This is a genomic window from Paraburkholderia kururiensis JCM 10599 = LMG 19447, assembly GCF_003986935.1.
Classification (GTDB): domain Bacteria; phylum Pseudomonadota; class Gammaproteobacteria; order Burkholderiales; family Burkholderiaceae; genus Paraburkholderia; species Paraburkholderia kururiensis.
On the sequence record NZ_RJZE01000022.1, the window covers coordinates 38,144 to 59,528 of the forward strand.

Genomic DNA, 21,385 nt, shown 5'->3' on the forward strand with positions numbered 1-21,385 from the left:
CGCGGGATTAGCGTGCTCCCCGCGCCTTTGCGGCGCGCGGTGTGGCTGCGGGTTGGGGCTTCACCCCACGTGGCTGCGGCTGCGCCGTCTTCTTCGCCCTGCCCGGTTTCTCCAGTCTCGCCGCCCGCGCCGGCCACGACTGTGCCGCAAGGCTCACCGCATCGGCGAATGCATGCGCGGCCTCGCTGCGGCTGTGCGGTGCCCGCTCTACCAGGCCGATCTCACGGCAGAACGACGGGTCGCCAACATCGAGGGCCGTCACGCCCGGCGGCCATGCCGTGAGCCCCAACGTCTTCGGTACCAGCGCGCAACCCACGCCATGCGCCACCAACTGCACGATGGCGTCGAGTTCATCGAGTTCCACTACGTCGCGAACCGTCATCCGCGTACGGCGCAGAAAGCGGTCCACCACGCGCCCGCCGAACGAACTGCGGTCGTAACGCACGAACGGCGCTGTCTTGAGCACGGTGCGCCAGTCCGTGGCGGCAAGCGCATCGGGCACGAGCAGCACGAACGGTTCGACCGCGAGCGTGCGCCACTCGAGTTCGGAAGGCAGCGCAAACGGCGGGCGAATGATGACGGCGACGTCGATCTCGCCCGCGTCCACCTGCCCGAGCAGATTCAGCGACACGCCCGGCACCACGCGAATGCGCCAGCCCGGCCACTGGCCGCAAAAGGCATGAATGGCGCCGACGAGAAACGACGTCTGCGCCGAAGCGATTGCGCCCACGCGCAGCACGCCGGTCTTCTGCGCGGCCGCCCCACGCTTGCCGAGGCGCGCGTAGAGCGTCATCAATTCGCCGGCTAGCGCGAGCGTCTCGCGACCTGCGGGCGAGAGCCGCGCCGAACGCCCCGTGCGATCGAACAGCGCGACGCCGAGTTCCTCTTCGAGCCGCTGCATCTGCGCACTCACCGCGGACTGCGTGAGCCCGATGCGCGCGCCGGCTGCAGAAAACGTGCCGTGCTCGGCCACGGCGAGAAAAGTCTTGAGTTCGCGAAGCATGGTGATTCATCGATAAATTTTGTGCTGAGCACGAAAATATATCGTTTCTCGCCAATTTCCGTCATGAGTAGACTGGGCGTTTTCTAACCGGTCACATCGCACAGCCGCCCATCGCCATGAGCCAGACTGCCGCCGCTTCCAACATCGCATCCACCTCCATTCCGCCGTTCCACCTCGCCTTCCCTGTTCACAGCATCGCCGCCGCGCGCGAGTTCTACGGCGCGCTGCTGGGCTGCCCCGAAGGACGCAGCTCGGACGCCTGGGTGGACTTCAATTTCTACGGGCACCAGATCGTTGCTCACCTCGCGCCCGAGGAAGTCGGGCACCGCAAGACAAGCGCCGTGGACGGCGATGCGGTGCCCGTCCGCCATTTCGGCGTCGTGCTTTCCATGCCGGAGTGGGAACAGATTTCGGCGAAGCTGACAGCGGCGGGCATCGACTTCATCATCGAGCCGCATATCCGCTTCAAGGGCGAAGTGGGCGAACAGGCGACGATGTTCTTTCTCGATCCGTCGGGCAACGCACTGGAAATCAAGGCGTTCGCGAATATGGCGTCGCTGTTCGCGAAGTAGACGTGAAGCGCGCTGCGCCCGCGTCTCATCACGAAACGGGGGGGCAGCGCGGAAGCTTTCATGCGCGCGGGCCGCGAGAGCAATCGCGCGGCCGCTCGCAAACATCAACGGCGCGCCAGCACCCAGTAGAACACCCCACCCAGCGCCACGCCGATAAACCACGAGAAGTTCGCGAACGCCTTCAGCGAAGGCACGAACGCGCACGCCACCGCAATCGCCGCGGCCGGCAGCAACGCGCCCACCGCGCGCCAGTTCACGCCGTTGCTGTACCAGTAGGCGCCTTGCGGGGACATCGAGTAAAGCTCGTCCGTCACGACCTGCTGGCGCTTCACGAGGAAGTAGTCCACCAGCAGCAGACCGTACAGCGGCCCGATGAAACCGCCCAACACGTCGAGCGTGTAGTGGATCACTTCGGGATTGTTGAACAGGTTCCACGGCGTGATGAACACCGACGCCACGGCCGCCAGCATGCCACCCGCGCGCCAGCTGATGCGGCTGGGCGCAACGTTGGAAAAATCGAACGCGGGCGAAACGAAGTTCGCAACGATGTTGATGCCGATGGTGGCCACCATGAAGGTCAGCGCGCCGAGCACCACCGCGAACGGCTGATCGATGCGGCTCACCGTTTCTACGGGATCCGTAATAAGTTGGCCGAACACAGGCAGCGTGGCCGACGTCGTGATGACCGTGATCACCGAGAACGCCAGGAAGTTGACCGGCAACCCCCAGAAGTTGCCGCGCTTCACGCTGCCGAAGCTCTTGCAGTAGCGCGAGAAGTCGCCGAAGTTGAGCATGGGCCCCGAGAAATACGAGACCACCAGCGAGATAGCGGTGATCATGACGGGCAGCCCGTCCCAGCCGCTGTATTTCACCTGGCCCAGGTTGAGCCCGATGTTCGAGACGCCCGCGCGCGCCACCATGTAGATGGCAAGCACGAACATCACGACGTAGACGGCTGGCCCCGCGAAGTCGATGAACTTCTTGATGGTCTCCATGCCGTTCCAGAACACGAGCGCCTGCAAGAGCCACAGCACCATGAAGCCGGCCCAGCCCAGGTACGAGAGACCCAGCCAGCCGTGCTGATGCACGTCCGCGTACGGCATGAGCGAAGGCGCGAACTTCAGCACGACCACCACGAACGCGCTCGACGCGAGGTAGGTCTGGATGCCATACCACGCCACGGCGATGAGCCCGCGAATCACTGCGGGCACGTTCGCGCCGAGCACGCCGAACGTGGCGCGGCAGATCACGGGATACGGCACGCCGTGCTTCTGGCTCGACTTGGCGATGAGGTTGCAGAACACGTTCACGATCGCAATGCCCACGATCAGCGAAACGAGCACCTGCCAGCTTGCCAGTCCCAACGCGAAGAGGCTGCCCGCGAACACGTAGCCGCCCACGCTGTGCACGTCGGACATCCAGAACGCGAAGATGTTGTAGGCGCCCCAGTGCTGGTCCTTGAGCGGCGCGAGGTCGTCGTTGCACAGGCGCTCGCTGTAGCCGGCGCGCGCCGCGATGTCGTCCTGCGCATCCGCAGGCCGCCCTGGAATGGCGGCGGAATTGATGAGATCAGCCATGACGGCCTCCAGTCGAAGGGAGCGCGCTGCGAGGCCTGCGTAGAGGGTCGGCCTCGATCGCGCCGGATCGAAATGGACTCTCCCGCCACCCTGCGCGGCGCTGCGAACGGACGATGCAGCGCCGCGCCTTCGGCGAAGAAAGCGCGGGGGTACTTCGGTGCTGCCGGTTGGAAAAATAGGTGGAGCGGCGCTGCGACTGCATTCACTGCCAATCTGCAAACGACGACTGCAAGCATGGACTGCGGGGCACACGCGGCGGCCGACGCGTATTACCCGAGTTGCTGGAGGCCCATCGTAAAGTGGCCAAAAAGATTGTCAACAAATTTCCTGGCAGGTCGAATTATTTCGACACCTCAAGGCAGGGTCAAAAGATAAACAAGTGCTGAACGCCGCGCTATTCCGGTGCATTTGCACCGCTACGCGGCATAGCCCGCACCAGATATTGATAACAATCCTGCCCGCGAAGACGCGCTTGCCGCGCATCCCACATTGTTGACAGTCTTTGTATTCGCGCTACGATGGAGCGCGATCCGAACCCTGCCCGCCATGACAGAAACGAATACCAACGGAACCGGCAATCTGAAACCCGATGCGATTGCCGCTCACATCCGCACCGCCATTCTCGAACACCGCCTGGCGCCAGGCACCAAGCTCACCGAAGCGCAACTGTGCGACATCTTCGGCGTAAAGCGCGGGCCCATCCGCCTCGCCCTCGCCCAGCTGGCGAGCGAACGGCTCGTCGATCTGGAGCCGAACCGCGGTGCCTATGTGGCGAGTCCGTCGCTGAAGGAGGTGCATGAAGTGTTCGAGATGCGACGCATCATCGAGCAGGCCGTGATCGAGCGCGTGGCGGGCGAACGCGGCATGCCGCGGCACCTCAAGACGATCAAGAGCCTGATCGGCCAGGAGCGCAAGGCGTTCGAGAGCCGCGACTTCGCACAATGGATTCGCCTCTCGGGCCAGTTCCATACCGAGCTTGCGACGCTCACGGGCAATGAGGTGCTCTGCGATTGCCTCAATGGCCTCGTCGCGCGGTCCACCCTGATCTCGGCGCTCTACGAATCGCTGGGCCGCAGCCCGTGCTCGTTCGACGACCACGCCGCCATCGTCGCCGCCCTCGAAGCCGGCCACGCCGCCGAAGCCGCCGACCTCATGTCGCGCCATCTGCGCAGCGTCGAGGTGAAGATGCTGGACCGGCCCTCGCACGGCAACGTCGATCTGCGCGACGTGTTCGGACCGATGCAGACACAGTCGCGCGACGCGTCGGCCGCCGCCGATAAAAGCTGAGGAAAGCCAACGATAGCCAACCAAAGCCAACCAAAGCCGACAACAAACACGGCACGCCAATTCGCCCGCACGCCCGTTCCAAAGCGGGCCACGCACCGTCAAAGCCCTCCTGATTTACCCCAATCCCGGCCTTCGTCCTGCTGCAACGCACGACATTTCGGAGGCCTTGTGTCGCAAGGCTTCTCGCCCTTCGTTCTAACGATCCCTGACGCCTTGCATCGTTTAGCGTTCCTTGACGACGCCGCATGGGGCTGCTGTACTAAATCAAACCAATTGATTTACTCCCACAGAGCCGAGCCACGCAGCCGGCCACCCCACAGCCGTCAATCAAGAAACCGGAGGAGCGTTCCATGAGACTTCATCTGCATCCCGTCAGCCGGCGAGTCTTCGCCCGGTGTGCCGCCTTGAGCGTCGCCGTTTCCGCCATCTGGTGCGCCGCGTCCGCGCAAGCCGCCGATCAGGTCGTGGTGGGCCTCATCACGAAAACGGACACCAATCCGTTCTTCGTGAAGATGCGTCAGGGCGCCGAGGCCGCCGCGCAGAAGAACGGCGCGAAGCTGCTCACGGCGGCGGGCAAGTTCGACGGCGACAACGCAAGCCAGGTCACCGCCATCGAGAACATGCTCACGGCCGGCGCGAAAGCGATTCTGATCACGCCGAGCGACACCAAGGCCATCGTGCCGAGCATCAAGAAGGCGCGCGCGGCAGGAGCCATCGTGATCGCGCTCGATACGCCGACCGAGCCGCAGGACGCCACCGACGCCCTCTTCGCCACCGACAACTTCAAGGCCGGCGTGCTGATCGGCGAATACGCGAAGGCGGCCATGGCCGGCAAGCCCGCGAAGATCGCGACGCTCGACCTTGCGCCCGGCATCTCAGTGGGCGTGCTGCGCCACAACGGCTTTCTGAAGGGCTTCGGCATCAAGGAAGGCGACGCGTCCATCGTGTGCAGCCAGGACACGCGCGGAGACCAGGCGAAGGGCCAGACGGCGATGGAGAACTGCCTGCAGAAGTCGCCGGACATCAACCTCGTCTACACGATCAACGAACCGGCCGCGGCGGGCGCCTGGCGCGCACTGAAGGCCGCGGGCAAAGACAAGAGCGTGATGATCGTCTCGATCGACGGCGGCTGTGACGGCGTGCGCAACGTGCAGGCCGGCGCCATTGCGGCGACCTCGCAGCAGTATCCGCTCAAGATGGCCGAACTCGGCGTGAACGCGGGCGTGGAGTATGCGAAGACGGGCAAGAAGCCGAGCGGCTATCACGACACGGGCGTCACGCTCATCACCGACAAGCCGATGTCCGGCGTCGACAGCAAGGACTCGAAGTTCGGGCTGGAGAACTGCTGGGGCAACAAGTAAGCAGCGCCGGCGCCGTGTCGCTTTCCGTTCTTCCCGCTGTCATTGCCTGAGAGGAGTGCATCATGCCGACTCCAACCGCGCCGGCGCCGAGCCCGCGCCAGCATCACTTCGCAGACCACCTGCCGTCCATCGCCGACGTCGGGCCGTTCCTCGCGCTCGTGCTCGCGTGCGCGTTCTTCATCTCGCAGAGCAACCGCTTCCTCTCGTTCGAGAATCTTTCGCTGATTCTCCAGCAGACGATGGTGGTCGCCGTGATCGCGATCGGTCAGACGCTCATCGTACTGACGGGCGGCATCGATCTTTCCTGCGGCATGGTGATGGCGTTCGGCTCCATCGTGATGACGCGCTTCGCCGTGATACTCGGCCTGCCGCCGGTGCTCGCCATCGCCTGCGGCATCGCGGCCACCACGCTGTTCGGGCTCTTGAACGGCGTGCTGATCACGCGTATCAAGCTGCCGCCGTTCATCGTGACGCTCGGCACGCTGAACATCGCGTTCGCGCTCACGCAGATCTACTCGAACGCGGAGAGCGTGTCGAACCTGCCCAACGCGATCATGTTCTTCGGCAACACGTTCGGCCTGGGGCACGCGCAGGTGACGTACGGCACGGTGCTCACGCTCTTCATGTACCTCTTCACGTGGTTCGTGTTGCGCGACACAGTGCCGGGCCGGCATCTCTACGCGCTCGGCAACAACGCCGAAGCGGCGCGGCTCATGGGGCTCTCGTCGCAACGCATCCTGCTCACCGTCTACGGGCTCGCGGGCGCCATCTACGGCATCGCGGCACTGCTTTCGGTGGCACGCACAGGCGTGGGCGATCCGCAGGCCGGGCAGACGGAAAACCTCGACAGCATCACCGCCGTGGTGCTGGGCGGCACGAGCCTTTTCGGCGGACGCGGCACGATTGTCGGCACGCTGCTGGGTGCGCTGATCGTGGGCGTGTTCCGCAACGGGCTCACGCTGATCGGCGTGTCGTCGGTGTACCAGGTGCTGATCACCGGCATTCTCGTGATTCTCGCCGTGGCCGCGGACAAGCTCTCGCATCGCCGCGCCTGACGCGCGACGGTACGAGTCCAGCCTCGGTCTCAGCCTCAGCCTACGTCTCGCAAGCAAGGAGCAAGCGATGTCGACATTCCCCTCCTCTTCGGCCGCCACGCCCGTGCTCTCGGCACGTGGCCTCGTGAAGCGCTATGGCCAGGTCACGGCGCTGGACGGCTGCGATTTCGAAGTGATGCCCGGCGAAATTCTCGCCGTGATCGGCGACAACGGCGCGGGCAAGTCGTCGCTCATCAAGGCGCTTTCGGGCGCCACGGTGCCCGACGAAGGCGAGATCCTGCTGGACGGCAGCGCCGTGAAATTCCGCAGCCCGCTCGACGCGCGCGACCACGGCATCGAAACCGTCTATCAGGACCTCGCGGTGGCTCCGGCCATGACCATCGCCGAGAACCTGTTTCTCGCACGCGAACTCGTGAAGCCGGGCTGGCGCGGCAAGCTGCTCAAGATGATCGACAAGCGGCGCATGCTCGAAGAAGCCACGGCGCACATGAAGGGCCTGCAGATCGGCATCCGTTCGATGAAGCAGGCCGTGGAAACGCTCTCGGGCGGCCAGCGCCAGGGCGTGGCCGTGGCGCGCAGCGCGGCCTTCGCGCGCCACGTCGTGATTCTCGACGAGCCCACCGCGGCACTCGGCGTGAAGGAAGGCAACATGGTGCTCGAGCTGATCCGGCGCGTGCGCGATCGCGGCCTGCCCGTGATCCTCATCAGCCACAACATGCCGCACGTGTTCGAAGTGGCCGACCGCATCCACATCCAGCGGCTGGGGCGGCGCGCGGCGCTCGTGAAAACGAAGGACATTCACATGTCCGAAGCAGTGGCCATCATGACGGGCGCGAAGGAAGCCGATGTGAAGGCGATTGCCTGAACGTCTTTGCGCGCCAGCCCCTTCACTCTCATTTCCCGCACGCCCAGCCCGCTCCCCCGCAATGGAAAACGGCCACCGTACCCCGCTCAAGCAACCACTCATGCAGCCCGGCAGGCAACCTGTCGGCTCGAATCAGGTCGGCATGCGGCAGTTCAACGAGCGCATCGTGCTGCAGGCCATCCGGCTGCGCGGTCCGCTCGCGAAGGCGGACGTGGGCCGGCTCACGCGGCTTTCCATGCAGACGGTCTCGATGATCGTCGACCGGCTGATCGACGACGGCCTGCTTGCACGGCAGCCGCGCGTGCGCGGCCGTATCGGTCAGCCGTCGGTGCCTATCGCGCTTGCACCCGACGGCGCGTTCACCATCGGCATCAAGGTGGGGCGGCGCAGCCTCGACGTGCTCGCCATGGACTTCATGGGCAACGTGCGCACACGCGACGTGCTGGAGTACGAATACCCGGATCCGCACATGCTGTTTCCGGCGCTCGAAGCCAAGCTCGCGCGCGTGAACGCGCAACTGGGCGCGCACGCGAAGAAGATTGTGGGCGTGGGCGTGGCGGCGCCGCTGTGGCTGGGCGGCTGGCGCGACTTTCTCGGCGCGCCGCCCGAGGCGCTCGCGGCATGGAACGATATCGACATTCGCACGCGCATCGAAACCATGACGGGCCTGCCCGTCGAGTTCGCAAAAGACACCACGGCCGCCTGCGCCGCCGAACTCGTGATGGGCCAGGGGCGCGGCATCAATCACTTCCTGTATCTGTTCGTCGGCACGTTTATCGGCGGCGGGCTCGTGATCGACGGGCGCCTGCACGGCGGTCCGCACGGCAACGCGGGCGCGGTGGGCTCGATTCCGCTGGCCGGCAGCGCAACGGGCCCACACGACGCAACGGCCGATCCTGCCCGGCAATTGCTGCACGCCGCCTCGGGCTTCGTACTGGAACGTCTGTTCGCTGCGGCAGGCGCGCCGCCCACGGCCGCGCACGACCACCGCGCGTTATCCGCGGAGTTGTGGCGCCTGACGGAACAATGGCTCGACACCGCCTGCCCCGCCATCGCGGCGACGCTCACAAACGCGGCGGCGCTGCTCGATCTGGAAGCCGTGGTGATAGACGGCGAACTCGATCGGCAACTGCTGCGCGAGATCATCCGCCGCACGGAGCGCGTGCTGGACCGTTTCGAATGGGAAGGCATGGTGCGTCCGCAACTGCTGGAAGGCACCATCGGCGCAGACGCACGTGCGATGGGCGGCGCGATTCTGCCGCTCTACGCGCATTTCGCGCCCACGCACGAGCTGTTTCTCAAGCCCGCTACGCAGCCGGACTACTGACGGCGGCGGCGCGAGGCGCGGCTCGGTGCCACGCACTCGCCCCTGGCTTCTTCGAGTCGAGCCCAGCTTTGACCCATGCGATACAACAGGCCCCAGGCTCGCTACCGCTCGACCACGTTAGACGGCGCCGCCACACGTTGCAGCGTTGCCGCACCGACTGACATGGGCCGAGGCTGAGTCTGTGCCGTTGCATTCGCCACCTGCGTACTCCCCGCCGCCTTCGCCGGCGCATCCACGAGCGGCTGCAACGCCGGCGCCAGCGACTTCAGCAACTGCACCGCCAGTGCGCTCGTGAACGAGTAGCGGCTGGCATACGGCTCGTGCACCCAGGCCGTGAGCGTGCCGTAGAAGCGGTCGCCCATCGCGAACACGAACGTTGCGGAACGGTTCACCTTGCGCGACTCGATGAGCCGTGCCCCGCGCGCATAGACGTTGAAGCGCTGGTCGCCCGTGCCGGTCTTGCCGTACACCGGGAGCGTGCGGCCGTCGGGGAACGTCATGCCCTCGGCCAGCCGGCGCGCCGTCCCGCCTTGCACCACGTCGCCCAGCAAGCCATGCACGACCGCCGAGATCTCCGGCGAGATCAACGGCTGCGGCGGCGTCGCCGTTCTGGCGAAACGCGTTTCGTAGGGCGTGCCCTGCGCGAATTCGAGCGATTCGATGCTGTGCGTCGGCAGCTTGTTGCCGCCGTTCGCAATGAGCCCGATGAGTTGCGCGAGCGCGGCGGGCCGGTCGCCCGATGCGCCAATCGCCGTGCCGTACGAAGGCGTGATCGACGCGAACGGATAGCCGAGCGCCTGCCACGATTTGCCGATCGCCTCGTAGGCGCGCTCTTCCACCATGCGGCGGATGCGCCGGTCCTGCGTGCCGTGATAGCGCGTCTTGAAGAGCCACGAGTACGTGTAGGCGCGCACCTGGGCGCTGGCATCCTGGGTCTGCGCAAGCGTTGCGTCCCGGTGCGTGCGCAGGTAGTTCACGGTCCACAGTTCGAGCGGATGCACGCGCGCGATGTAGCCCCGGTCGTTCAGGTTGAAGCGGTCCACGCCGTACTTCGTGTAGAGATTCGCGAGGTCGTCGTCGGTGAGCCACTGGCCCGGCGTGCCCTTCAGGGCCGCCCGCATCTGCGCGTTGAACCAGACCTGCGGCTGGTCGGGCGCCACGCTGCGCAGCACGGTGGCCACCTTCGGCGGCGACTTGCGCACGTCGTGCAGCAGCGTGGCGAGCGCGTCGCTGGCGGACTTGCCGTGGTACTTCAGGTAGAAGCGCTTCAGGTACACGCGGCTTTCCTGATCGGCGAAGCGCGTGAGGTACGAGCGGCGCACGGCAGGGTCGTCGAGCCATTGCGACGGCGGCCCCGAGGTCTGGATCATCTCGTAGTGGACGATGTCGCGCATGAGCCGCACGAACACCAGGTTCACCGAGTGCTGGAACGCCTTGTGGACCGTGAGGATGCGGCTGTTGTCGCTGGACTCGAAGTTGTTGAAGCTCTGCGCGCCGCCGCCCGTGTAGAAGGTTTCGCCGGGGTTCGCCGAGTATTTGCGCTCCACCGCGGCGTCCAGCATGGCGCGCAGCGAATGGTCCGGCGTGTGCTGGAGGTAGTCCACGGCCCAGCGTGTCAGTGCGTCGGACGGATCGGGCTTCACCTGCTTCAGTTGCGCGGGTGTCATCGCGCCGTAGCGCGCGTGCAAATCGCTCACGATCTGCAGGTACGTCACAACCGTGCGCAACTTCGCCGTGGAACCGAGGTTCAGGCGCGCGCCCTGGTTGATGTCGAACGGCTGGTTCACGCTGTCGGTCTGCACGCGCACCACGTTGGAGTCGCCGCGCTTTTCGAACAGCGTGAAGCTGTAGGCGATCTTGGAAGGATCGTCGCGCGGCGTCAGCATCTCGAAGCCCACGAGGCCCGCGGCGTTCGCGCCGTCGCGCGTGGCGGCCTGCGCGAGGCGATCGCTCACGGCGCGCTGAACGGCGTTGTCGAGCGTGGAGGTGGCGGTCAGGTCGAGCCGGTCGAGATCGTAGACGTTGCTCACGCCAAGCGTGGTCATCAGGTACGTGCGCACCGCGTTCACGGCCTTGCGCGCAACGAACGACTGCACGGTATGCGCGGGCCGCGCCGTGCTCAATTGCAGATGCGCCGCCAGTGCCGCGTCGCGTAGCGCGGGCGTAATCACGCTGCCGCTCGCGAGCAGACGCAGATAGCTGTCCGTGAGCCGTTCCAGATCCGCATTGCCGTGCAGGAGGAAGCGCGACGGCGAGCGCTGCGCGATCAGGAGCGACAGCACCTGACGAAACGCGAGGGCCTGCTCGTCGAGCGTCGCGCCCGATTGCGGTGCGCGCAGAATGCGGTTCACGTCGTCGAAGTCGCGGCCGTACCAGGCCGCAAGGCCATCGCCGATGCCGTTGATCTCCCCCACACCGGCCTTCGCCGCCAGCGGCACCGAGTTGAGGTAATGGACCACGATCTGCCGGCGCGCCGGCATGGTCTGCGGACCGTCCAGATAGGCGCGCACCGAAGCGGACGCGATCTGCCGCAGCTTTTCGGGCGGCGTCGCGGTGCGGCCCTCGGGCGAGTGCCGGAACTTCTCGATCTGCGTGGCGAGCGTGCTGCCGCCGGGCGTCGGCTGGCGCCGGTTGAAAAAGCGCGCGCCCTGGTCGAAGAGGGCACGGCTGAAGCGCCCCCAGTCGATGGCGGGATTGCGGTTCGGCTGGTCCGCCGCGAGCAGGTAGCGGTCTTCGATGAAGAGCAGCGAGTTGGCGACGAGCGGCGGCACGTCGTCGAAGCGCTCGTAGACGCGCATCGGGTAGCGCGCCGAAAACAGCGACTCGCCGCTCGAATCGCGCAGCACGAGGCCGGCGTCGTCTTTCTCCTGATAGGGCAGGAAGAGCCCGCGGTCCGCGAGGTCGGCCATGCGTTCGGAATCGCGCGCCTGCGCCACGATGGCAAAACCGTGCGCCTTGAGCCGCGCTTCGAACGCGGGAATGCGCGCGTAGCCGAGGCGTTCGTCGTAGGGACCGTGGGAAGGAAAACGGATGCTGTCGCTCGGACCGGAGCCCACCGTGAAGCCCACGTCGCGGGTCAGCTCGGAAAGATAGTGCGCCTGCAGCCGCGAGGTCTCGATCTCGATCTGGATGATGCGACCGGCAATGACCGCGGCGACGAGAATCGCGGCGACAAGCCCCCACTTGATCCATCTCCAGATGGATACCGCGCTCGCGACGCGAACGGGAAATCGAACCAGCGGCCGATTCATGGCGGCTTCTCCCTGGCGTTGGCCAGATCGCTGCACTGCACTTCCAGACTGCACATTTCAAACCCAACTTTTTAACAGTCTAGCTCGCTCTTTCAGACTTCGGGAAATACGGACAAACACCGCTTCACAGCAGTCGCGCCACCACAACACACTCGTGCGCGGCACCGGATTTCATATCCGTTCCTATGCGCAATGTGCGGCGCTGCACGATACTGCCGGTTGATTGCCGACTGTCACGCATGAAGTGCGAGCCTGGTGCATTCATGCATGATCGAGCAATCGCAATACCTGCACCGGCTGGTACCCGCCGGCACCCTCTCCCCCCCGCCCCTACGCCTTCCTGTCTTCGCCATGCAAAGCTATTACGAAGCCACTGTCACCCGCCCCGTGCGGCCTGCGCTCGCCGGACGGCACAGCGCGGCGGTCTGCATCGTCGGCGGCGGGCTGGCGGGACTCTCCACCGCGCTTGGGCTCGTTGAGCGCGGCGTGCGCGACGTCGTCGTGCTGGAGGCAAAACAGGTGGGCTTCGGCGCCTCCGGACGCAACGGCGGGTTCGTGTTCGGCGGCTACAGCCTGGATTGCGCGGAGTTGCTGCGCATTCTCGGCGCGCCCCGCGCGCGCGAGCTTTACGCGCTCACGACGTCGGCCGTGGACCTGATGCGCAAGCGCATCCGCCGTTATGCAATCGACTGCGACGCAACCGACGCCGGCGTGATCCTCGCGAACTGGTTCGACGACCCGGCGCGGCTCGATGTGCAACGTCGGTTGATGAAGACGTCGTTCGGCGTGGACTGGGAGCCGCTCAGCGCAGCCGAACTCGCCGCGCGTCTCAAGACCACGCGTTATCGCGGCGGTCTCTTCGAACGCAATGCGTTCCACTTTCATCCGCTGAAATACGTGCTCGGCGTGGCGCAAGCCGCTGCCGCGGGCGGTGCGCAGCTCTACGAGCAGTCACCGGTGCGCGCCTTGCGCCGCGAAGGCAGCGGTTATGTGGTGCAGACCACGGAAGGCGAAATCGAGGCACGGCACGTGGTGATGGCGGGCGGCGGCTACGCGCGGCGCGTCTACCGGCGCGTTGAGCGCGCGGTGCTGCCTATCGCGACCTACGTGATGGCGACCGAACCGCTCGGCGCGCGGCTTGCCGACGCCATCGCCTGCGAGAGCGCCGTCTACGACACGCGCTTCGCGTTCGACTACTACCGGCCGCTGCGCGACACGCGCATCCTGTGGGGCGGCCGCATTTCGGTGCGGGAGCGCGAGCCCGGGGCGATCGCGCGGCTGCTCAGGCGCGACCTGCTCAAGGTCTATCCGCAACTGCACGACGTGCGTATCGATTACGCCTGGGGCGGGCTCATGAGCTACGCGCGTCACAAGATGCCGCAAATCGGGCAGAGCGACGACGGCGTCTGGTACGCGGTCGGCTTCGGCGGACACGGCATGGCGCCCACGACGGTATCGGGCGAACTGCTGGCCGCGGCCATCACGGGCGAACGTGCCGTACCCGAAGCGTTCGCCGCGTTCGGGCTCACGCGGGCGTACGGGCTCGTCGGGCTCGCCGCCGCGCAGCTCACCTACACGGCGATGCAGGCACGCGACGCGTTCGCGGACCGCGGGCGTTGAGGGATCGGTTCGACGTTTTTTTGGTCGCCTGCGGTGCCGTGCGCGCCGCCTGGGGTTTATCGCCAAAACCATCGGCTCAACCCATAGGCAAGGCATCCGCAAGCCGTCAGCAAGGCGCGAAACACCGGTCCATCACCGCGCAAATCCTTGCCGGACGGCCTTTTTCGCCATGCTAGAATGCCCCGTCAATGCCCGTGAAACGCACAATGAAAAAGGCAAGCAGGGTCGCCGCCCCCGAAACCGACGGCATGCCGTCCGAAGCCCGCCGCAAGTACGATCCTGAACAGACGAAGCGCAACATCCTCGAGGTGGCCACCCAGGAGTTCTCGTCCATGGGCCTCTCCGGCGCGCGCGTCGATGCCATCGCGGAGCGCACGAACACCACCAAGCGCATGCTCTACTACTACTTCGGCAGCAAGGAAGGGTTGTACGAGGCCGTGCTGGAAAAGGTGTACGGCGACATCCGCACGCTCGAACAGGACCTGCCCATCAGTGAGCTGGACCCCACCGAAGGGCTGCGCAAGCTCGTGGAATTCACCTTCGACTATCACGACCGGCACCGCGACTTCGTGCGGCTCGTTTCCATCGAAAACATTCACGGCGCGAAATACATCGAGCAGCTGAAGTCGTTCAAGAGCCGCAACGCGAGCGTGATCCGCACGATCGAAGACCTGCTCGCGCGCGGCGTGGCGGCGGGCCAGTTCCGCCCCGACATCGACGCCATCGACCTGCACCTGCTCATCAGCTCGTTCTGCTTTCACCGCGTGTCGAACCGCTATACGTTCGGCAGCGCGTTCGGGCGCGACCCGTCGCATCCGCGGCTGCGGGCGCGGCATCGCGAGATGATCGCCGACGCCGTACTGCGGTTCGTGCGCAAGGAAGCCTGACCGCAAACAAACAGGGGCCCGTTCGGGCCCCGGCTCTTTACCACGCAGCCGTCGAGTTCAGTCGAGCACGATGCGCTTGATGTCCCCCACCACGAAGATATAAGACAGCGCGCCGACCAACGCGATCACGCCGATGAACGCGAGCGCGCCGACGAACGACCCCGTGGCCGACACGATGAAGCCCACCACGAGCGGCGTGACGATGCCGGCAAGATTCGCGGCGAAGTTGAAGATGCCGCCCGTCACGCCGAGCAGGCCGTCCGGCGCGATGTCGGAGACGAGCGTCCAGCCGAGCGCCGCCATACCCTGCGCGAAGAACGCCACCGAGAGAATCACGATCACCGTCACGTTGCTTTCGACGTAGTTCGCCAGCACGATCGTCGAGGCGAGCAGCAGCCCGGCGATGATCGGCAGCTTGCGCGCCACGTTCGCCGACTTGCCCCGGCGCAGCAGCCAGTCGGACAACGTGCCGCCGAACATCACGCCCACCGACGCCGCAATGAACGGCATGATCGCGAAGAAGCCGATCTTGAGCCAGCCCATGTGGCGTTCGGTGGCGAGGTAAGTCGGGAACCATGTGAGGAAGAACACGAGCGTCGAGTTGCCTGCGAACTGGCCGAGGCAGATGCCCGTGAGTTGCCGGTGCTTGAGCAGGCGCCCGATGGTGCGCCACTCGAAGCCGCCTTTCTTGCCTTCGCTCGCAGCCCGCGCATTTTGTGCCGCGGTATCGGCCGGCTTGCGATGCGTGAGACCGCCGCCCGCTTCGATGTAATCGAGTTCCGCCTGATTGGCCGCCGGATGCTCGCGCGGCTCGCGATAGAACAGCCACCAGATGCCGCCGAACACGATGCCCACGCCGCCCACCACGTAGAACAGCGAGCGCCAGCCGAAGGCGCCCATCAGCGCGAACAGGAACGGGCTGAAGAACGCGAGGCCGATGTACTCGCCCACCGTGTACGTGCCTGTCGCCATGGCGCGCTCGCGCTGCGGAAACCAGGTCGCCACGACGCGGCTGTTGGTCGGAAAGCACGGTGCCTCCGTCACGCCCAGCCCGAGACGGCACGCGAACAGCGCGCCCACGCCGCTCACGAAACCCTGCAACAGCGTGAACACCGACCACAGCGTCATCGAAAGGTAATACGTGACGCGGCTGCCGAAGCGGTCCAGAAACAGGCCGCCCGGAATCTGCGCCGCGACGTAGCTCCACGAGAACGCCGAGAAGATCAGCCCCATCAACGCGGCGCCAATGCCCAGTTCCTTCGTGAGCTGCGGCGCGGCGATGCCGAGCACTGTGCGGTCGAGGTAATTGATCATCGTGCCGACGGCGAGCAGCGCCAGAATGCGATAGCGCGCCTTCGAACGCCGCGCGGTGGCGGCGGACGTGCGGGCGGCGGGCATCAGAGGCTCGTCGCCAGTTTGGGTTGATCCGGACATGGTTGTCTCCAGGTGTATTCGAACGATGTTGTTGTAGTGAGCGCGGGTACGTACCGACGAGCGCCGATGAGCGTGAAAAGTGGCGGTAGCCCTCAGCGGTTCAGCAGCGACTGGAAGTGCCGGTACATACGTTCGGCGTCGGGCTCGCGGCCTGTAAAGAGGCCGAACGCATCGACCGCCTGATACACCGCCATGCCGCCGCCCGACAGCGTGCGGCAGCCGGCCGCCTCGGCCGCCTCGATGAGCGCCGTGCGAATCGGGAAGTAGACGATGTCGGCCACCCACAGGCCGCTATGCAGCAGATGCGCGGGCAGCGGCAGGCCGGGCAGCTTCGCCATGCCGGTAGGCGTCGCGTGGATCAGGCCGTTTGCCTGCGCGAGCGCATCGCCCAGCACGCCGCCCGACGCGACCGTGGCCTGCGGAAAGCGCGCCTGCAAGTCGGCGGCGAGCGCGCTGGCGCGTTCGTTGTCGACGTCGAATACGGTGAGCGCGCGCGCGCCCATCATCAGCGCGGCGTGCGCCACCGCCGCGCCGGCCCCGCCCGCACCAAGCTGCACGACGCGTTCGAGCGACACATCCGGCAAACCGCGCCGGAACGCGCGCGCGAAGCCGGACCAGTCGGTGTTGTGACCAATGCGCTTGCCGTCCTTCAGCAGCACGGTGTTTACGGCGCCGAGCGCGCGCGCGTCGTCGGAAAGTTCGTGCAGCAGCGGAATGATGGCCTGCTTGCACGGGAACGTGACGTTCAGGCCGTTGTAGCCGAGGCGCTCGGCGCTCGCGAGCAGTTCGGGCAGCGCCGACGCGTCGAGCTTGAGCACGTCGAGGTCGATGCGGCGATACACGTAGTTGAGACCAAGCTGGCGCCCTTCCTCCTCGTGCATGGCCGGACTCAGCGACCCACCGATGCCCGCGCCAATCAGGCCAATCAGAAACGACGACGTACTCATTGCTTGCCCTTGCTCTTCAAAATGGTTGCCATGCGCTCCAGCGCGAAAACGTAGCCGTCGGTGCCGCATCCGCAGATTACGGCTTCGGCGACGGCCGAGACGAACGAGTGATGCCGGAACGCCTCACGGCGATGCACGTTCGAGATGTGCACTTCGATCACGGGCTTCGCGACCGCCGAGAGCGCATCCGCAATGGCCACCGACGTGTGCGTGTACGCGGCCGGATTGATCACCACACCCTGCACCGCGGCGCGCGTTTCGTGCAGCCAGTCAATCAATTGATGTTCGGCGTTCGACTGACGAAAGTCCACGCCAAGACCCAGACGTTCGCCCGCTTCGCGGCAGCGGCGCGCGACGTCCTCAAGCGTTTCCGCTCCATAGATATGCGGCTCGCGCGTGCCGAGCAGATTCAGGTTCGGCCCGTTGAGGACCAGTACCGACGCAAAACTCATCAAGACCTCTCAATGTCAGGAGTGCCCGGAAAACGCGGCGGCTGCGCACGCGCCTCTCCAGCCTGACGCGCAGTGTGCGCCCGAATGCCGCACGTGTCTTTGGGGGTTTTCGATAATTTGTACGATCTAGTTAGTTTGTATAAACTCCGCCTCGAATTCATTGCAGCAGTGCTTTCCGTGCTGCAACGGTGTACCAGACAGATACAAATGGAACGTTCGATGGTGCGGCGCAACGGTCGTGCGCTCATCGCACGGCGCCTTTTCATCGCGATTCCTGATCCCTCTCCGACTCCCCGCAGGAGCCTTGCATGCAGCGTTCGATTGCCACCGTGTCCATGAGCGGCACGCTCATCGAAAAGCTGACCGCCATCCAGGCGGCCGGCTTCGACGGCATCGAAATCTTCGAAAACGATCTGCTCTACTTCGACGGGTCGCCCGCCGACGTGCGCCGCATCGCCGCCGACCTCGGGCTCGGAATCACGCTGTTCCAGCCGTTTCGCGACTTCGAGGGCGTGAGCGGCGAGCGGCTCGCACGCAACCTCGAACGCGCGAAGCGCAAGTTCGACCTGATGCACGAACTGGGCACGAACCGCATCCTCGTGTGCAGCAACGTTTCGCCGGACACGATTCGCGACGACGCGCTCATTGCCGACCAGCTCGGCGCGCTCGCGCTCGCCGCGCAGCAGGCCGGCGTGTATGCGGGCTACGAGGCGCTCGCGTGGGGTCGGCACGTGAATTCGTATCGCCACGCGTGGCGGCTCGTGAACGCGGTGAACCATCCGAACCTCGGGCTCGTGCTCGACAGCTTTCACACGCTCGCCATCGGCGACAGCGTCGACGAGATCGCCGCGATCCCCGGCGAGCGCATCGCGTTCGTGCAGATTGCCGACGCGCCGAAGCTCGCCATGGACGTGCTCGAATGGAGCCGCCATTACCGCTGCTTCCCGGGCCAGGGCGACTTCGACCTGGCGGGCTTCACGGCACGCGTGGTGGAAGCCGGCTACACGGGACCGCTGTCGCTCGAAATCTTCAACGACGGTTTTCGCGCGGCGCCCACCGCCACCACCGCGGCGGACGGTTATCGGTCGCTGCTATTGCTCGAAGAGCAGACGCGCGGCGCGATGAAAGGCGCCAACACCGACCGTGAAGCGCATCACGCCGGCAGCAGCAGCGATGCGGCCGTCGCACTCTTCGAGCCACCCACCGCACCGGCGCACGTCGGTTTCCAGTTCCTCGAATTCGCCGTGGACGACACGGCCCGCGCGCATCTGGCCGACTGGCTCGGCAAGCTCGGCTTTCGCCAAACCGGCCGGCATCGCTCGAAAGACGTGGCGCTGTTTCAGCACGGCGATGCGTCGATCGTGCTCAACGCCGAAGCCGACTCGTTCGCAAGTGCGTTCTTCCAGCAGCATGGTCTGTCGCTCTGCGCATCGGCGTTCCGCGTGGACGACGCGAAGCTCGCCTTCGAGCGCGCCGCCGGCTTCGGCTACGCGCCATTCTCGGGGCGAGTGGGCCCGAACGAGCGCGTGCTGCCCGCGGTGCAGGCGCCCGACGGCAGCCTCAACTACTTCGTGGACGAAACGCCCGACGAACCCACGCTGTTCGAAGCCGACTTCGTGCTCACCGAGCGCACGGGCGGTGAGGCGGTGCGCGGCCCCATCGCGGGCATCGACCATGTCTGCCTTTCGCTGCCCGCGGCTTCGCTCGACACATGGGTGCTGTTTCTGCGCACGGCGTTCGGCTTCGAGCCGGAGCCAGGCCTGCTCGTGCCCGACCCTTACGGCCTCGTGCGCAGCCGGGCGCTGCGCAGCCGCGACGGCTCGGTGCGCGTGGCGCTCAACGCATCCGTGGATCGCCACACGGCCGTGGCCCAGGCGCTGCATACCTATCGCGGCTCGGGCCTGAACCACGTGGCCTTCCATACGGCGGACATCTTTCGCGCGATCCCGCACTTCGTCGCGCGCGGCCTGCCGCTGCTCAAGATTCCGCGCAACTACTACGACGACCTCGCCGCGCGCTACGCACTGCCCGATCAGACCATCGACGCGTTGCACGAAAACAACATCCTGTACGACCGCGACGCGCAGGGCGGCGAGTTCTTCCACGCCTATACCGAGCTGCTGGACCAGCGTTTCTCGCTGGAGATCGTGGAGCGTCGCGGCGGTTACGACGGCTACGGTGCGGCGAACGCCGCGGTACGCCTCGCGGCTCAGGCCCAGCAGCGTCGTCATGGGGCGCGCTGAGCCGTGGCGGCAACGTGGTGGCGGTCAGGGAATCAGGGCACACGCGGCTATACAGATAAAGTAAATCGTTATACCGTAGCTGCCGCGGTATTTAAGGCGCTTTTTGCGTCGCAACAGGTAATCGTTTTCCTTCTATAAACGATGAGACAGCACGCCTGTCCGGCGTGCATAACAAAGCCAAGGCTGGAGATAAAAGATGACTTCTCGCGATACCTTCCGTAATGCGTTGCTGGGCGCCGGCTTCGCGCTCGCCGCAGGCCCTGCGCTCGCGCAAAGCAGCGTCACGCTCTACGGCGTGGCCGACGACGCGATCACCTACGTCAGCAACCAGAAAGGTCATTCGAACTGGTACCTGCGCCAGGGCAACCTCTACGCATCGAAGTTCGGCTTCAAGGGCGTAGAAGACCTGGGCGGCGGCACCAGCGCGATCTTCGACCTCCAGGCCGGCTTCGACCTGAACACGGGCGCGGCATCGTCGTCGGGCCTGCTGTTCAACCGCCAGGCATTCGTGGGTCTGCAGAACAACAACTACGGCACATTCACGATGGGCCGCCAGTACACGCCGTACTACCAGTTCGTCGGCCCGCTCGCATCGAGCAACTGGCTCACGGGCGCAACGGGCGCGCACCCCGGCGACTACGACGGGCTCGACACCACCATCCGCGTCAACAACTCGTTCGTCTATACGTCGCCGGTGTGGTACGGCGTGCAGGCGAGCGCCATGTACGCGCTCGGCGGCGTCGCGGGCAGCACGGGCAAGGGCCAGACGATCAGCGGTGCGCTGCGTTATGCCAACGGCCCCATCGCCCTTGCGGCCGGCTACCTGCGCATGGACAACGCCTACGTGAACCCGGTCTCCACCACGAGCCCGGCGTTCGACTCGTCGTCCACGGCGAGCTTCGCGGTCTCCGCCGTGAACCAGGGTTACGTGACGGCGCACTCGGTGCAGCACATCGCCGCCGCCGGCGACTACACGATCGGCAACCTGATGATCGGCGTGAACTACTCGAACGTGCGCTACCTGCCGGGCAGCCGCTCGCTCTTCACGGATACGGCCGTCTTCAACTCCTACGGCGCAATTGCCTCGTACCGCTTCACGCCGGCGTTCGACATGGCTGCGGCGTTCTCGTACACGATGGCGTCGAAGGCAAACGGCATTTCGAGCGCCGCGCGCTACCAGCAGTACTCGCTGAAAGAGGCCTACCACCTCTCCAAGCGCACCACGCTCTACGCGGTGCAGGCGTACCAGCACGCCACGGGCCAGACGCTCGGCCTGAAGGGCGCAGGCAACATCGTGGATGCCGCGCCGGCAGTGGGCGACTCGCAGAACACGACGCCGTCGTCCACGCGCTCGCAGTTCGTCGGCATGGCCGGTATCGCGGTGGCGTTCTAGGCGCTACGGCTTCGCCTCTACATGCGCAGAGAAGCGCGCGGCCTTCGGGCTGCGCGCTTTTTGTTTTGTAAGCGCCGGGCATACGGCTTGCAAAAGCTACCTTGATCGCGA

16 protein-coding genes are annotated in these 21,385 nt (G+C 65.8%); 10 read left to right on the forward strand and 6 right to left on the reverse strand.

Translation table 11 applies throughout. The features are described from left to right. Window positions 1-7 precede the first annotated feature (7 nt). Window positions 8-1,003: a LysR family transcriptional regulator gene (locus tag PKKP23_RS24450; protein WP_126878783.1), complete on the reverse strand. Its 996-nt coding sequence runs from the start codon at window positions 1,001-1,003 to the stop codon at window positions 8-10. Between the two features lie 116 nt (window positions 1,004-1,119). Here PKKP23_RS24450 and PKKP23_RS24455 point away from each other — a divergent pair, with 116 nt between their 5' ends. After that, the gene (locus tag PKKP23_RS24455) at window positions 1,120-1,575 is read left to right on the forward strand and encodes a VOC family protein (protein WP_126878784.1); all 456 of its coding nucleotides are present in this window, start codon (window positions 1,120-1,122) and stop codon (window positions 1,573-1,575) included. A gap of 104 nt (window positions 1,576-1,679) precedes the next feature. Here PKKP23_RS24455 and PKKP23_RS24460 read toward each other — a convergent pair whose 3' ends face one another. Next, on the reverse strand, window positions 1,680-3,152 hold the full coding sequence (locus tag PKKP23_RS24460) for an NCS1 family nucleobase:cation symporter-1 (RefSeq protein ID WP_126878785.1): 1,473 nt from the start codon (window positions 3,150-3,152) through the stop codon (window positions 1,680-1,682). Window positions 3,153-3,698: 546 nt separating this feature from the next. Here PKKP23_RS24460 and PKKP23_RS24465 point away from each other — a divergent pair. The 5 genes from PKKP23_RS24465 to PKKP23_RS24485 all read left to right on the forward strand — a co-directional run bounded on the left by PKKP23_RS24465 (window position 3,699) and on the right by PKKP23_RS24485 (window position 9,047). Further along, window positions 3,699-4,439: a GntR family transcriptional regulator gene (locus tag PKKP23_RS24465; RefSeq protein ID WP_126878786.1), complete on the forward strand. Its 741-nt coding sequence runs from the start codon at window positions 3,699-3,701 to the stop codon at window positions 4,437-4,439. Window positions 4,440-4,789: 350 nt separating this feature from the next. Continuing rightward, window positions 4,790-5,800 (forward strand): sugar ABC transporter substrate-binding protein, encoded by a 1,011-nt coding sequence (locus PKKP23_RS24470; protein WP_126878787.1) that lies wholly within the window; start codon window positions 4,790-4,792, stop codon window positions 5,798-5,800. A gap of 62 nt (window positions 5,801-5,862) precedes the next feature. Further along, window positions 5,863-6,855: an ABC transporter permease gene (locus PKKP23_RS24475; protein ID WP_017775452.1), complete on the forward strand. Its 993-nt coding sequence runs from the start codon at window positions 5,863-5,865 to the stop codon at window positions 6,853-6,855. A gap of 67 nt (window positions 6,856-6,922) precedes the next feature. Beyond that, entirely contained in the window at window positions 6,923-7,720 is a 798-nt protein-coding gene (locus tag PKKP23_RS24480; protein WP_126878788.1) for an ATP-binding cassette domain-containing protein, read from the forward strand. 61 nt (window positions 7,721-7,781) lie between these two features. Beyond that, window positions 7,782-9,047: an ROK family transcriptional regulator gene (locus tag PKKP23_RS24485; protein WP_126878789.1), complete on the forward strand. Its 1,266-nt coding sequence runs from the start codon at window positions 7,782-7,784 to the stop codon at window positions 9,045-9,047. Between the two features lie 101 nt (window positions 9,048-9,148). Here the strand turns inward: PKKP23_RS24485 and PKKP23_RS24490 are convergent, their stop codons facing one another. After that, the gene (locus tag PKKP23_RS24490; protein WP_126878790.1) at window positions 9,149-12,298 is read right to left on the reverse strand and encodes a transglycosylase domain-containing protein; all 3,150 of its coding nucleotides are present in this window, start codon (window positions 12,296-12,298) and stop codon (window positions 9,149-9,151) included. 351 nt (window positions 12,299-12,649) lie between these two features. Here PKKP23_RS24490 and PKKP23_RS24495 point away from each other — a divergent pair, with 351 nt between their 5' ends. Next, complete coding sequence (locus PKKP23_RS24495; protein WP_126878833.1) at window positions 12,650-13,918, forward strand: NAD(P)/FAD-dependent oxidoreductase; 1,269 nt, start codon at window positions 12,650-12,652, stop codon at window positions 13,916-13,918. 206 nt (window positions 13,919-14,124) lie between these two features. Next, window positions 14,125-14,805, forward strand: a complete 681-nt coding sequence (locus PKKP23_RS24500; RefSeq protein WP_026121590.1) for a TetR/AcrR family transcriptional regulator — start codon at window positions 14,125-14,127, stop codon at window positions 14,803-14,805. Window positions 14,806-14,862: 57 nt separating this feature from the next. On the opposite strand, the gene PKKP23_RS24505 is transcribed toward PKKP23_RS24500, so the two are convergent. From PKKP23_RS24505 to aroQ, 3 genes are all read right to left on the reverse strand, one after another. Then, entirely contained in the window at window positions 14,863-16,239 is a 1,377-nt protein-coding gene (locus tag PKKP23_RS24505; protein WP_240659127.1) for an MFS transporter, read from the reverse strand. Between the two features lie 92 nt (window positions 16,240-16,331). Further along, window positions 16,332-17,186, reverse strand: a complete 855-nt coding sequence (locus PKKP23_RS24510; protein ID WP_126878791.1) for a shikimate dehydrogenase — start codon at window positions 17,184-17,186, stop codon at window positions 16,332-16,334. Beyond that, window positions 17,183-17,638 carry a type II 3-dehydroquinate dehydratase gene (gene aroQ, locus PKKP23_RS24515; protein ID WP_126878792.1) on the reverse strand — a complete coding sequence of 152 codons (456 nt, stop codon included), beginning with the start codon at window positions 17,636-17,638 and terminating at the stop codon, window positions 17,183-17,185. Before aroQ ends, PKKP23_RS24510 begins: the two co-directional genes overlap by 4 nt. A 308-nt stretch (window positions 17,639-17,946) precedes the next feature. On the opposite strand from aroQ, the gene PKKP23_RS24520 reads away from it, so the two are divergent. After that, window positions 17,947-19,881, forward strand: a complete 1,935-nt coding sequence (locus tag PKKP23_RS24520; RefSeq protein WP_126878793.1) for a bifunctional sugar phosphate isomerase/epimerase/4-hydroxyphenylpyruvate dioxygenase family protein — start codon at window positions 17,947-17,949, stop codon at window positions 19,879-19,881. Between the two features lie 196 nt (window positions 19,882-20,077). Further along, window positions 20,078-21,274 carry a porin gene (locus tag PKKP23_RS24525; RefSeq protein ID WP_168724597.1) on the forward strand — a complete coding sequence of 399 codons (1,197 nt, stop codon included), beginning with the start codon at window positions 20,078-20,080 and terminating at the stop codon, window positions 21,272-21,274. Window positions 21,275-21,385: the final 111 nt, after the last annotated feature.